At 69.7% G+C, this 12,982-nt stretch carries 11 protein-coding genes; 5 read left to right on the forward strand and 6 right to left on the reverse strand.

The window, feature by feature from the left end; genetic code table 11:
• Window positions 1–1,335 carry a glutamine synthetase family protein gene (locus B7K22_RS00785; RefSeq protein ID WP_084037907.1) on the reverse strand — a complete coding sequence of 445 codons (1,335 nt, stop codon included), beginning with the start codon at window positions 1,333–1,335 and terminating at the stop codon, window positions 1–3.
• Window positions 1,336–1,408: 73 nt separating this feature from the next.
• On the opposite strand from B7K22_RS00785, the gene B7K22_RS00790 reads away from it, so the two are divergent.
• Window positions 1,409–3,052 (forward strand): NAD+ synthase, encoded by a 1,644-nt coding sequence (locus tag B7K22_RS00790; RefSeq protein WP_084037908.1) that lies wholly within the window; start codon window positions 1,409–1,411, stop codon window positions 3,050–3,052.
• A 63-nt stretch (window positions 3,053–3,115) separates the two neighbouring features.
• Window positions 3,116–3,916 (forward strand): 3-methyl-2-oxobutanoate hydroxymethyltransferase, encoded by an 801-nt coding sequence (gene panB, locus B7K22_RS00795; protein WP_084037909.1) that lies wholly within the window; start codon window positions 3,116–3,118, stop codon window positions 3,914–3,916.
• 16 nt (window positions 3,917–3,932) lie between these two features.
• On the opposite strand, the gene B7K22_RS00800 is transcribed toward panB, so the two are convergent.
• Entirely contained in the window at window positions 3,933–4,133 is a 201-nt protein-coding gene (locus tag B7K22_RS00800) for a hypothetical protein (protein WP_084037910.1), read from the reverse strand.
• 31 nt (window positions 4,134–4,164) lie between these two features.
• Here B7K22_RS00800 and map point away from each other — a divergent pair, with 31 nt between their 5' ends.
• Complete coding sequence (gene map, locus B7K22_RS00805) at window positions 4,165–5,046, forward strand: type I methionyl aminopeptidase (RefSeq protein WP_084037911.1); 882 nt, start codon at window positions 4,165–4,167, stop codon at window positions 5,044–5,046.
• Window positions 5,043–5,855 (forward strand): polyphosphate--glucose phosphotransferase, encoded by an 813-nt coding sequence (ppgK, locus tag B7K22_RS00810; protein ID WP_084037912.1) that lies wholly within the window; start codon window positions 5,043–5,045, stop codon window positions 5,853–5,855. The genes map and ppgK overlap by 4 nt, the downstream gene beginning before the upstream one ends.
• Window positions 5,856–5,958: 103 nt before the next feature.
• Here the strand turns inward: ppgK and B7K22_RS00815 are convergent, their stop codons facing one another.
• Window positions 5,959–7,674, reverse strand: coding sequence for an O-antigen ligase family protein (locus B7K22_RS00815; RefSeq protein WP_084037913.1), 1,716 nt, complete (start codon window positions 7,672–7,674; stop codon window positions 5,959–5,961).
• A 243-nt stretch (window positions 7,675–7,917) separates the two neighbouring features.
• Here B7K22_RS00815 and B7K22_RS00820 point away from each other — a divergent pair, with 243 nt between their 5' ends.
• Window positions 7,918–9,066: a DUF1524 domain-containing protein gene (locus B7K22_RS00820; protein ID WP_084037914.1), complete on the forward strand. Its 1,149-nt coding sequence runs from the start codon at window positions 7,918–7,920 to the stop codon at window positions 9,064–9,066.
• Window positions 9,067–9,098: 32 nt separating this feature from the next.
• Here the strand turns inward: B7K22_RS00820 and B7K22_RS00825 are convergent, their stop codons facing one another.
• The 3 genes from B7K22_RS00825 to B7K22_RS00835 form a co-directional block, all read right to left on the reverse strand.
• Entirely contained in the window at window positions 9,099–10,016 is a 918-nt protein-coding gene (locus B7K22_RS00825; protein ID WP_084037915.1) for an LCP family protein, read from the reverse strand.
• A 411-nt stretch (window positions 10,017–10,427) separates the two neighbouring features.
• The gene (locus B7K22_RS00830; protein ID WP_084037916.1) at window positions 10,428–10,772 is read right to left on the reverse strand and encodes a DUF2200 domain-containing protein; all 345 of its coding nucleotides are present in this window, start codon (window positions 10,770–10,772) and stop codon (window positions 10,428–10,430) included.
• A 32-nt stretch (window positions 10,773–10,804) separates the two neighbouring features.
• A complete protein-coding gene (locus B7K22_RS00835) occupies window positions 10,805–12,964 on the reverse strand; it encodes a DEAD/DEAH box helicase (RefSeq protein ID WP_084037917.1) in 2,160 nt (719 codons plus the stop codon).
• Window positions 12,965–12,982: the final 18 nt, after the last annotated feature.

A 12,982-nucleotide genomic window follows, 5' to 3' on the forward strand; every position in this document is an offset into this window, starting at 1 on the left:
CTAGAGGACGGGCAGGTACTGCTCGAGCTCGAACGGCGTCACCTGCGCCCGGTACGACTCCCACTCGGCCCGCTTGTTGCGCAGGACGAAGTTGAACACCCGCTCGCCCAGCGTCTCCGCGACCAGCTCCGAGCGCTCCATGACCTCGACCGCCTGGGACAGCGAGGCCGGCAGCGGCTCGTAGCCCATCGCGCGGCGCTCGGCCGGGCTGAGCTCCCACACGTCGTCCTCGGCGCCGTCGGGCAGCTCGAGGCCCTCCTCGATGCCCTTCATCCCGGCTGCGAGCAGCACCGAGAACGCGAGGTACGGGTTGGTCGCCGAGTCCATCGCGCGATACTCGACCCGCGTCGACTGGCCCTTCCCCGGCTTGTGGATCGGGATGCGCACCAGCGCCGAGCGGTTGTTGGATCCCCAGCACACGAAGGACGGCGCCTCGGCCCCTCCCCACAGGCGCTTGTACGAGTTGACGTATTGGTTCGTGATCGCGCTGATCTCGGGAGCGTGCTTGAGGAGCCCAGCGATGAACTGACGCGCCACAGGCGACAGCTGGTGATCGGCGCCGGCCTCGTAGAACGCGTTGCGGTCGCCCTCGAACAGGCTCATGTGGGTGTGCATGCCGGAGCCGGGGCCGTTGGCAAGCGGCTTGGGCATGAAGGAGGCGAACACTCCCTGCTCGAGCGCCACCTCCTTGATGACCGTGCGGAACGTCATGATGTTGTCGGCGGTGGTGAGCGCATCCGCATACCGCAGGTCGATCTCGTTCTGGCCCGGTCCCGCCTCGTGATGGCTGAACTCGACGGAGATGCCCATCGACTCGAGCATCGTGATCGCCTCGCGGCGGAAGTTGTGGGCCGTGCCGCGCGGCACGTTGTCGAAGTAGCCGGCCTGGTCGACCGGGCGAGGCGGCTTGCCTGCCTCGGGCTTCTCGAACAGGTAGAACTCGATCTCGGGGTGCGTGTAGAACGTGAAGCCCTGCTCGGACGCCTTGTCGAGGTTGCGCTTGAGCACCTGACGCGGGTCGGACAGCGCGGGCTCGCCGTCGGGAGTCGAGATGTCGCAGAACATGCGCGCCACGCCTTGGCTCGCACCCCGCCACGGCAGGATCTGGAACGTCGACGGGTCGGGCTCGGCAAGCATGTCGGCCTCCGACACACGGGTGAGGCCCTCGACGGCCGAACCATCGAAGCCGATCCCCTCGGCGAAGGCGTTCTCCAGCTCGGCCGGCGCGATCGCGACCGACTTGAGCACGCCCAGCACATCCGTGAACCACAGGCGGATGAACCGGATGTCCCGCTCCTCGACGCTGCGGAGCACGTATTCCTGCTGCTTGTCCATGTGCCCATCCTGCCGCAACTGTGTGTCATCCGGGTAACGTGACCGGCCGAGCGCCGCGGGCTACGCTGACGCCATGCCACTGCTCCGTGTCGCACTCGCCCAGATCAACACCTGCGTGGGCGACATCGCTGGTAACGCGGCGCTCGTCATGGACCGCAGTCGCGCCGCTGCGGCGCTCGGCGCGCACCTGGTGATCTTCCCCGAGATGACCACCACGGGCTACCCCATCGAGGATCTCGCGCTGCGCGAGAGCTTCCAGCGCGCCGCCGAGCGGTCCGTCGCCCAGATCGCGACCGCACTCGCTGAGCAGGGGCTCGGCGACCTGGTCGTGATCCTCGGCACTCTGGGCGTGAGCAGGGCGGGCCGGCCCTTCAACCAGGCCGTCGTCATCCGCGGCGGCGAGGTCGTCGCCCGCTACAACAAGCACCACCTCCCCAACTACGGAGTGTTCGACGAGCGTCGCATCTTCGACTCGGGCGAGGACGGGTGCGTGATCGAGGTGCGCGGCACGCGGGTCGGGGTGGTGATCTGCGAGGACATCTGGCAGGACGGCGGCCCCGTCGCCGCGATGGACGACGCGGACGTGCAGCTGCTCGCGGTCCTGAACGGGTCACCCTTCGAGGAGGGCAAGGGCCACGTCCGCACCGAGCTCGCGCAGCGCCGCGCGCGGGAGGTGCGCGCTCCGGTGGCGTACGTCAACATGTGGGGCGGGCAGGACGACCTGGTGTTCGACGGGCACAGCTTCGTCGTGGGCGCAGACGGCCGCCTGCTCGCCTCCGCGCCCGGTTTCGCCGATGCGCTCATGATCTGGGACGTGCCGGACGACGTCGACACCCCCGCGCCGTCGGACATCGCGGACCCGGCGAGCGATGACGAGCAGGTGTACTGGGCGTGCGTGACGGGGCTGCGGGACTACGTCCTCAAGAATGGCTTCTCCTCCGTGGTGCTCGGACTGTCGGGCGGCATCGACTCGGCTCTCACCGCCGCGATGGCGGCCGATGCGGTTGGCGGCGCGAACGTCGTGGGCGTATCCATGCCCTCCCCGTACTCGTCCGACCACTCGCGCGACGACGCTGCTGACCTCGCCAAGCGCATCGGCGCCGACTACCGCGTCGAGCCCATCGACCGCATCGTCGCGGCGTATCAGGACCAGCTCGCGCTCGACGGTGTGGCCGAGGAGAACCTCCAGGCGCGCGTGCGCGGCGTGATCCTCATGGGGGTGTCCAACCGCGAGGGCCATCTGGTCATCGCGCCGGGCAACAAGTCGGAGCTCGCCACGGGGTACGCGACCATCTATGACGCGGGATCGATCGGCGGCTTCGCGCCCCTCAAGGACGTGGACAAGTCGCGCGTGTGGCAGCTCGCGCGGTGGCGCAACGCCTACGCCGAGTCGCGCGGAGAGGTCGCGCCCATTCCCGTGCGCTCGATCGACAAGCCTCCGAGCGCGGAGCTGCGGCCGGGCCAGACCGACCAGGACTCGCTGCCGCCCTACGAGCTGCTCGACGAGGTCCTCGATGCGTACGTCGAGCACGCCGAGGGCCGCGAGGAGCTGCTCGCCCGCGGGTTCGACGCCGGGGTGGTGGACACCGTCCTGAGGCTGGTCGACCGTGCCGAGTGGAAGCGCCGTCAGTACCCGCTCGGGCCGAAGGTGACGGCGCTCGCCTTCGGGAGGGACCGGCGGCTCCCGGTCACGAGCCGCTGGCGCGAGAACCCCTGACCCCTCCCTGGACGGTCGCGTCGACGGCCCGCGCCTGCAGCGCGCCCGCATAGAGTGGTTCCCATGAAGAAGGTCCGGATCCACCACCTCAAGGACATGAAGTCCCGCGGCGAGAAGATCACCATGCTCACCGCGTACGACTTCCCCACCGCCCGCGCCTTCGATGCCGCGGGCGTCGACATCCTGCTGGTGGGCGACTCGTTGGGCGACAACATCCTGGGCTACGACTCGACGGTCCCGCTGACGCTCGACGAGATGATTCCGTTCGCGCGTGCGGTCGCCAGGGGCGCCGAGCATGCCTTCGTCGTCGCCGACCTGCCGTTCGGCAGCTACGAGGTCTCCCCTGAGCAGGCCGTCGAGTCGTCGATCCGCATGATGAAGCTGTCAGGGGCGAACGCCGTCAAGTTCGAGGGCGGACGCCGCATCGAGCGTCAGGTCAAGGCGGTGACGGATGCGGGCATCCCGTTCTGCGGGCACCTGGGTTTCACGCCGCAGTCGGAGAACGCCCTCGGGGGGCGGCGCATCCAGGGACGCGGCGACGGCGCCTACGACGACATGCTGGCCGATGCGCTCGCTCTCCAGGAGGCAGGAGCCTTCGCCGTGGTGCTCGAGATGGTGATCGCGCCCGTGGCCGAGAAGATCACGGCGGCGCTGGACATCCCCACCATCGGCATCGGTGCGGGTGCCCACACCGACGGCCAGGTGCTGGTCTGGCTCGACGCCTTGGGCGTGGGCGACTGGCACCCGTCCTTCTCCCGTCAGTTCGCCCAGGTGGGCGCCGTCATGCAGCGGGGCGCTGCGGGCTATGTCGAGGCCGTCAAGGGCGGCTCATTCCCCACCGCAGACCACACCTTCGACGAGTAGCGCCCATCCGATCCCGCTAGCGGCCTTCGCGCCACTCCCGATCGTCCTCATCCCATTCCTCGGTGCGCTGTTGCGCCTTCTCGAGCGCGCGCGCGGCCTCGGCCTCGGACGAGTACGGTCCCATCAGATGCTCCCACGAGCTCTGACGCCCCTTCTCGACCATGCGCGTGCGGGTGTTGAACCAGTACTCGGTTGCCTCGCCGGAATCAGATGACATTCGCCTCGCCTCCACGCATAGACTGCCAGGCATGAGCGCAGTTCGCGACAGGATCTCCAAAGGCACCGTGTCCGCGTGGCGCGATGTTCCCACGTCGATCGCCCGCCCTGACTACGTGGGCCGCAAGCGGGCGCCGCAATGGCCGGGCGGCGACGTCCACGATGCCGAGCTGGTCGAGCGGATCCGCACGAGCGCGCGCATCGCCGCTCAGGCTCTCGCGGAGGTCGGTCGAAGCGTCCGTCCCGGCGTGACCACGGATGAGCTCGACCGCATCGGGCACGAGTTCATCCTCGACCACGGCGCCTATCCCTCGACGCTCGGCTACCCGGGCGCCGCGGGCCGACCTCCGTTCCCCAAGGCCCTGTGCACCTCCGTGAACGAGGTGATCTGCCACGGCATCCCCGACTCGACGGTCGTCGAGGACGGCGACATCGTGAAGGTCGACATCACCGCCTACAAGGACGGCGCCCACGGAGACAACTGCGGCTCCTTCATCGCCGGCGAGGGGTCCGATCAGGCGCGCAGCCTGGTCGAGGTCACCCACGAGGCGATGATGCGCGGCATCAAGGCCGCCCGTCCCGGCCGCGAGGTCAACGTGATCGGGCGAGTCATCGAGAAGTACGCCTCTCGCCATGGGTTCGAGTCCGTCCGCAGCTACACGGGCCATGGCGTTGGCCCCGCCTTCCATACCGGCCTGGTCATCCCCCACTACGACGCTGCGCCTCACCACGCGGACGTCATCGAGGCAGGCATGGTGTTCACCGTCGAGCCGATGCTGTGCGCGGGCTCGCAGGACAACCACGAGTGGGACGACGGCTGGACTGTCGTGACGAATGACGGCTCGTGGGTGGCGCAGTTCGAGCACACCATCCTCATCACCGACGACGGCCCGGAGGTTCTGACCCTGCCATGAGTAAGCACATCGCGCTGGGCGTCGACATCGGCGGCTCCGGCATCAAGACAGCTCCGGTGAACCTCAAGACTGGCGAGTTCACGCAGGACCGCTACCGCATCCCGACACCTGATCCCTCGACGCCGGACGCCGTCGCGCGCACGGTCGCCAAGTGCATCGCGAAGTTCTCTCCCGATCGCAAGACCGCCATCGGCGTCGCATTTCCCGGTGTCGTGCAGCATGGGGTCGTCAAGACGGCCGCCAATGTGGACGACGCCTGGATCGGCACGAACATGCGGGACATCATTCGCGACTACGCGGGTCACGACGTGTTCGTGATGAACGATGCGGACGCGGCCGGGTACGGCGAGTACAAGCACGGCGCGGCGCACGGCCAGGACGGCGTCATCCTGATGACGACGCTCGGCACCGGCATCGGCACCGCGCTGATCGTCGACGGCCAGCTGGTGCCGAACACGGAGCTGGGGCACATCGAAATCGACGGGAAGGACGCGGAGACGTTCGCGGCGGAGTCAGCACGCGACCGCCTGGGCCTGGACTGGGACGGCTGGATCAAGAACCTGCAGAAGTACTACTCCACGATGGAGAAGCTGCTGTGGCCCGACCTCATCATCGTGGGCGGCGGAGTGTCGAAGTCGCATCACATGTTCCTGCCGCACCTGACCTTGCGGGCTCCGATCATCCCTGCCGAGCTGCGCAACGGCGCCGGCATCGTGGGCGCGGCCGCGCTCGCCAGCGCTGAGCACAAGAAGGCGGAGAAGCGACGCAAGGACGACGACAAGAAGTCCTCCAAGTCCACGACCCGCTGACGCAGCGCTCAGCACCTGCATCGGCAGTCCCGCACCGCGCGACGCGACTGACGTGCGACGCGTGGTGCTTGCCACGAAGGCGAGCGCCGATGCCTGGTGGACGCTACGCCTGCTGGAACTCGAGGCGATTGCCGAAGACGTCCCGCGTGTGGAAGCGCTGCACGCCGGGAGTGGCGCTCTCCGAGCGCCGGCAGGCGTACCCGCGATCCTCGATCGCCGCCTGCAATGCGTCGAGGTCCTCGACCACGATGGCGGGGTGCGCCATGGTGGCGGGCACGAAGTCGCTGGCGGGACCGAGATGCAGCACGACGTCGCCCGTCTCGAAGCAGCACCCGCCGTGCGAGCGCATGGGCTCGGGACAGTCCATCTCGACCATGCCGAGCACGCCCCCGTAGTACTCTCGCGCCGCCTCCCGGCCCCCCGCCGGCATGGCGAGCATCACGTGGTCGACGCCCGTGAAGACGGTGACGCGGCCGGCGATGCGGCGATCCTTGCGACGCACGCCTGCATGCACCATCTCCGGGTCCACGATGGTGAGCCGGAACACCGGCGGCCCCAGGCAGTACAGAGCGACCAGGAGATACCAACCGCTCTCGACCAGCAGGCGCGACTCGGTGAGCGCCTGCATGGACAGGAACACCGTCAGCAGGACCCAGCCCAACGGGATGTACGTGTCCCCCATGCCGGCCCGCTCCACCAGGCGCCAGGTGCTGCCGAAGAGCAGCAGCACCATCGCGACGAGCAGCACCAGACCGATGAGGCCCAGCTGCAGCCAGACGTCGAGGAAGGCATTGTGCGCATGGGTGGGGCGGACCCACTTCACCTCGGTGCCGATCTCGGAGTACGGGTACTGCCAGATGGGCCAATAGCCCACGAAGCCCCACCCCTCTGGACGCATCAGTGCGTACTCGAGGACGTCCTCCCAGATCTCCGTGCGGCTGGTCAGGTCGGAGTCGCGCCCGAGAATCCTGAAGATGCCCTCCGAGAACCTGATCGTGAGGATCGCCCCCACCGCGCTCACGGCGAGGATGGCGAAGGACAGCACGCGCTTCCAGCGGAAGGAGACGCGGCGGATCGCCAGTGCGCCCAGCGTGAGGGCAACGAGGTAGACAGCCGCTGCCGTCACGGTCGCCGACTGCGTGAACAGGTGGACGAAGCCGGCGGCGCACAGCGTGATCCACCCTTCCACGCGGCCGATGCGGCGTTCGAGCATCAGGACGAACGTGACGATCGCGAGCGTGATCGCGATCGCGCCGAAGGGATTGCGGTTGCCCACGAACCCCTGGATGGGGCCCCCTTCGAAGAGCCGGCCCTCGGACCACGCGACGAACTTGACGCCGCCCGCATCGCCACCGAGCGCCACGAGGTCGTTCACGGCCGGCGACACCGTGCCGAGGAAGAGCACGGCGATGAAGAGTTCGAAGACGATGCCGATCGCGAGGCTGAGCTGAAGTCCGCGGAACAGCCTGAACATGAACTCGGTCGCCGTGGCGCCGCGAGCGGTGATGATCGCGACGACCGTGATCGTGGCGAGGAGGACCGCGGCGACCAGCGTCACGAGCCTGGTCGATGACCACAGCACCGACAGCGCCGCGAGGCCCACGAACGCGCCCACGAGAAGCGGCGGTCGCAGCTCGCGCCACGACGGCCGGTAGCTCACCACCACGGCGGCGATCGTCGCAGCCGCCAGCGCCGCGAACGCCGGAAGTCCCATCAGGTAGCGAAAGCCCTGGCCCGAGACCAGCAGGACCACGAGCCAGACGCCGACGGCGGCCTGCCCGCGCTCCGAGGCGAGGCGGCGCGCGGCTGCTCGATACAAGGGCTTGATGGGGATGCTGGCTCTCCTCGGGGAAATGGCGCGACGCGGCGCATCGGGCCGACGGTGCGTCACTGTCCTGGCATCCGAGCGGCGATTGGATTCTAACGGAGGACTGCGCCGTCGCCGGGGACCGGTGGCACCGCGGACGTGGCCGGCACCGAGCGTGGCGTTCACCACTCGCCGTTGGGGCCGATGCGCTGGCCGCGTTACCGTCTATCGTTCTCAACTCTGAGGGGAGGCGCCATGGGAGGCCCGAGACGACCGTGGTGGACGACGTGGCCCGCGATCGTGCTGGGCTTCGCGCTGTTCACCCTGCCTGGCGTCGTGCTGCTGTGGCTGCGTCGCGGCGCGCCGCTGTGGCTCAAGGTCGTCGCCACGGCGCTCGCCGTGCCTGCCTTCGTCGGGGTGATCGCCCCCCAGGCTCCTCATGGCGGTGCGGCGGCGTCCTCCCCCGCTGCCAGCGCAACGGCCGAACCCGCGCCAACCGCACGCGTGTCCCCGTCCACCGCGCCTTCTCCGACGGCCACTGCCACGGCCGCTCGCCCCGCCGCCAGCGCATCGGCCCTTCCCAGTCCCGATCCAGCAAGCGAAGAGGCCGCAGCGTTGTACGGCACGGCCTACGCGGCCGCGCTGCGGCTCGAGGTCAAGGGTCGGGGGCCGCGAACGGGCTACGACCGCGACGTGTTCGGATCGGGCTGGATCGACGTGGACCGCAACGGGTGCGACACCCGCAACGACATGCTGGCGCTCAGGCTCACGGCCCGCGAGATGTCGGGCTCGTGCACCGTCCTGGCCGGCCGGCTCGTCGATCCCTTCACGGGCGCAGCGATCTGGTTCGAGCGAGGCGGGGCCAGCGAGGTGGACATCGATCACCTGGTCGCGCTGTCGGACGCGTGGGTCAAGGGCGCGGCGACGTGGGAGCATCCCAAGCGGGTGGCCTTCGCCAACGATCCGCTGAACCTGGAGCCCGTGGATGCCGCGCAGAACCGCGCCAAGGGCGACGGCGACGCCGCGACCTGGCTGCCGCCTCGCCACGAGTTTCGCTGCGAGTACGTGGCGCGCCAGGTCGCCGTCAAGGCCAAGTACGAGGTGTGGGTGACGCGGGCGGAGCTGGACGCCATCCTCCGCGTGCTCGACCGCTGCCCCGAGCAGGAGCTGCCGCCTCCGGGCGCGCAGCCCGTGCTCGCGCGCAACGCTGGCCCTGCCCCGCGCCAGACCGCGAGGCCCGCCGCGCCGGAGGAGGCCCCGGCGGACGCGCAGGTCACCGAGCTCGACGAGCGCTACCCGTACTGCAAGGATCTGCCGACCGGGTTGGGCCCGTACGTGAAGGGCGAGGACGCCGAGTACGCCTGGTACTCGGACCGTGACGGTGACGGCAGGGTCTGCGAGTAGTGCGCGCGATGCGACGCCGCTACTCTGCGCCGCTACTCCACGCCGCCCACGGTCTCCCCGGGCTCGAACGCACCCGTCGCGATGTCCTCCCAGAACTGATCGATCTCGTCGGGATCCAGCAGCACGGTCGAGCCGACGCCGTCGACGCTGTATCCCATGTCAGCGATGGGAGGAGTTCCGGTCACCGCCTGGTCGCCCAGTCCTGAGCGCAGCGCGAGCGCCATCCTCGCGAGGTCGAAGGCTCCTGTGCCGTCCGAGAACGTGAACGCGTCGAACGAGGCGTTCGCCACCGGCACGAGCGTCGCAGGATTGAGCAGCGTGGACGGCTTCAGCAGTTCCTCTGCCACGGCTCCCACCACCTGACGCTGGCGCTCGGCCCGCCCGATGTCTCCGAGGGGGTCGCTGTAGCGCATGCGCGAGAAGGCCAGGGCGGTCTCGCCGTCGGCCACGTGGCAGCCGGCCTCCCACTCGAGCTGGCTGCGCCGGTCGCTGACGTCGCTGTCGTAGCACAGCTCGACGCCGCCCAGAGCGTCGACGATCTCTGCGACGCCGGTGAAGCCCACCTCCATGTAGGTGTCGACGGTGAGTCCCGTGAGGTCCTCGACGGTCTCGACGAGCAGCTCGGGGCCTCCGAACACGTACGCCGCGTTGATCTTGTTCGAGCCGTTGCCTGGAATCTCGACGTACGAGTCGCGAGGGATGCTGATGAGCGCAGTCGGCCCCTGCTCCGGCCGGTGGAGCACCATGATCGTGTCGGTCCGGTTCCCCTCGACCGAGTCACCGCCATCCCACCCCTCGCGCGAATCGCCGCCGACGATGAGGTACGTGTCCCCTGGCGTGTCCTGGGCGCCACTCAGGGCGGGGACGGTCTGCAGGCTCGAGTTGATCCACACGACGAGCGCGACCGCGCCGGCGACCAGCAGCGCGAGGATCACCAGCATCGCGGTCATGCACCGGTGGTGACGCCGCCGTCGAGGCCTGGCGACGGGCGCCTGCTGGTCATTCGTCCCGGGACGGCCCGTCTGCGCTCCCTGCCCGGGCGCGATGGAGGCGGGCCGCGCGCTGTGCTGCGTTCGCTCTGATCCGCGCTGAGGCACGGGCGGGCGTGCGGAGCCGGAGGGCTGCCCGGACGATCGGCTCGACTGCTGGGGCCGCGGCTGCGTCGACGAGGTCGGGAGGACGCTGCGGCGCGCAGGCCCTTGCCTTCCCTCGGCGGGGCGCCCGCCCTGCTCGCGCGGCTGGATCGACGGCGGCATGGGGCGCCGTGCGCCGGGCGCTCCGTCGCCGTTGCCGGATCGGCCGCTGGTGTCGCTCACCCCGCGAGAGTACCGCCGGGCTCACCTGCGATGCGGGAGGCTGGGCTACGCACGCAGCACCTTCTCCATGGCCTTGCCGCGCGCGAGCTCGTCGACCAGCTTGTCGAGGTAGCGGATCTTCTGCATGAGCGGGTCCTCGATCTCCTCGACGCGCACGCCGCAGACCACGCCGGTGATGAGGCTGGCGTGAGGATTCAGCGTCGCGTCCTCGAAGAACGCCTCGAAGGACGTGCCGGCGTCGAGGTGCGCCTTGAGCGCGGTCTCGTCGAAGCCGGTGAGCCAGGCGATCGCATGGTCGAGCTCCGCGACCGTGCGCCCCTTCTTCTCCATCTTCGCGACGTAGTGCGGGTAGACGGAGGAGAAGGGCATGCTGAAGATCCGGTGAGCCATGCCCGTCAGCGTACGCGCGGCGCCGCGAGCGCTCAGCCGTCGGCCTCGAGAGCGTCGGTGAGCAGCCCCACGAGCGCCTCGACCTGAGCATCGGTCGACGCGCCGTCGTCGTCCACCGCCACGCCGTCGAGGGCTCGGGCCGCGAGCCCGGACTTGCTGTCGATCAGCTGGGCGATCCTCGAGTCGACGGTCTGGGCGGCGATGATCCGCCACGCGGTGACGGGCTCGGACTGGCCGATGCGGTGGATGCGGTCGATCGCCTGCGTCTGCTCGGCATCGGTCCAGGACAGCTCGGCGAGCACGAGGTTGGACGCGACCTGAAGGTTGACGCCCACGCCCGCAGCCATGAGCGAGCACACGATGACCTGAACGTCAGGGTCCTCGGTGAACGCGGCGATGCTGCGCTCGCGCGCCTTGGCCGTCTGATCCCCGCGGATGGACGCATACCCGATGCCACGGTCCGCGAAGAGCGCCTCCGCCTCGTCCATCACGTCGATGTGCTTGGCGAAGAACACCACCTTGCCGACGTTGCGCGCCAGCTGAGCGGCGTAGTCGGCGGCAAGCGAGGCCTTCGCCTGTCCGATCCTCCGCACCAGGGTGAAGACGTTCTCGCCGGACTTCTTCGAGCTCGCGTCCTTGAGCTCGGCGGCCGCGATGTGACGGGCCAGGTCGAGGTCGATGCCGTCGCTCTGCATGTCACCGGAGCGGGACTGGACGGAGCGACGGTACTGCTCGACCATGCGGCCGGCGAGCGCCGCCTCGGCGGCACGAATGGAACGTCCGACGGGTCCGTCGAGCTCCACGGGCAGGTCAGCGACGCGACGGGCGGGGATGTCCGCAGCGACGTCGACCTTGCGACGGCGCACGATCCCCTGGTCGACCACTGCCGCGCGCGCCGCTGCGTAGAACCCGCGATCCAAGGGGTTCAGGCCGGTGTCCTCGAGAGCGTTCATGAGGGAGCCGAGCGGCTTGTCGTCATCGATCCAGCCCAGGAACTGCCAGATGGCGCGGAAGTCCTCGATGTCGTTGATCAGCGGCGTCCCCGTGAGTGCCATGAGGAACGGCCGTGGGCTGCGGTGGCGGATGCGGTCGGACAGCGCGAGCACGTGCTGGGAGCGCTGCGAGGACTTGTTCTTGATGAAGTGAGCCTCATCGACCACCATGCCGCGGAAGCCATGGTCGCCGAACCACCCGACGTGCCGGTCGAGCACCTCATAGTTGACGATCACGACGTCCGCGAACGCGTCGACCTCGTCGCCGTCGCCGTGCACGACGGTCGCGGTGCGGTGCGGCGTCCACATGTCGACCTCGCGAGCCCAGTTGGTCTTCACCACGTTGGGCACCACCACGAGCAGCGGGTAGGCATCGGCTGCCTGCGCCGCGAGCAGCGCCTGAGCGGTCTTGCCCAGGCCCGGCTCGTCTGCGAGCAGGAATGTCCGATGGCCCCGGGCAGCCGCGGCCACCACTTGTGCCTGGTGCGCCATCAGGGTGCGACCGAGCGGAACCCTCGCCGCCTCGAGCGCTGGCCCGGCGTCGGGCAGCTCCATGCACGCGATCGCGCCGGGCGCATCCTGCTCGAACGAGCGGAACAGCGGGTCGAGCAGCTCCCAGCCGGCGAGGCGTCGCGGCTTCGCGGCCTGCCGCTCGCGGGCGGCCTCGAAGTCGGGCGCGAGAAAGGGGTTCGCGAGCTGTCTTGCGATCGCGGACTGCGGCACCACGCGCCGGGCCATCTCCGGTGTCGGCTCGGACGGTGCCGGCGGCTCGGGCTCAGGCTCATCCGGAACGTCGCGCCCGGCATCGCGCAGCACCTCGACCCGATACCGGCGCGCGGAGTCGGTGACGCGCGCATCCTCCGCCAGGAGCGCGAGCAGCGAGGTGTCCCGCGCTGCGGTCTTCGCGAGCAGCGTTCCCACGCCGTCGAGGCGCTTGAGCAGCTCGTCGCGTGCAGGGCCGCTCAGCGACTCGTCGGCCTTGACGTTCGCCCGCTCCTCACGGACCAGCAGCGCCACCACCTGGAACTTGGTGCGCACGCTCGGCCGGATCGGCGGGCGCTGAAGCGCGCGGTCGACCTCGCCCGCGAGCGCGGCGAGGAGCGGAATCAGTCCCTTCTCGGACGGCCGCTTCGCGCGGCGCCGCTGCGTGCCGGCGCCCGTCCTCGACCGGCCCGATCGCCGCTGTCCTGCTCCTGCCACGTGTCCTCCTCCTCGTCG

Source organism: Demequina sp. NBRC 110053 (genome assembly GCF_002090095.1).
In the GTDB taxonomy this organism is placed as follows: Bacteria; Actinomycetota; Actinomycetes; order Actinomycetales; family Demequinaceae; genus Demequina.

Coding starts and splice junctions, on each gene's coding strand:
- B7K22_RS00785 (WP_084037907.1), bottom strand. CDS start 1,335: ATGGACAAGCAGCAGGAATACGTGCTCCGCAGCGTCGAGGAGCGGGAC.
- B7K22_RS00820 (WP_084037914.1), top strand. CDS start 7,918: ATGGGAGGCCCGAGACGACCGTGGTGGACGACGTGGCCCGCGATCGTG.
- B7K22_RS00825 (WP_084037915.1), bottom strand. CDS start 10,016: ATGACCGCGATGCTGGTGATCCTCGCGCTGCTGGTCGCCGGCGCGGTC.
- B7K22_RS00790 (WP_084037908.1), top strand. CDS start 1,409: ATGCCACTGCTCCGTGTCGCACTCGCCCAGATCAACACCTGCGTGGGC.
- B7K22_RS00800 (WP_084037910.1), bottom strand. CDS start 4,133: ATGTCATCTGATTCCGGCGAGGCAACCGAGTACTGGTTCAACACCCGC.
- map (WP_084037911.1), top strand. CDS start 4,165: ATGAGCGCAGTTCGCGACAGGATCTCCAAAGGCACCGTGTCCGCGTGG.
- ppgK (WP_084037912.1), top strand. CDS start 5,043: ATGAGTAAGCACATCGCGCTGGGCGTCGACATCGGCGGCTCCGGCATC.
- panB (WP_084037909.1), top strand. CDS start 3,116: ATGAAGAAGGTCCGGATCCACCACCTCAAGGACATGAAGTCCCGCGGC.
- B7K22_RS00830 (WP_084037916.1), bottom strand. CDS start 10,772: ATGGCTCACCGGATCTTCAGCATGCCCTTCTCCTCCGTCTACCCGCAC.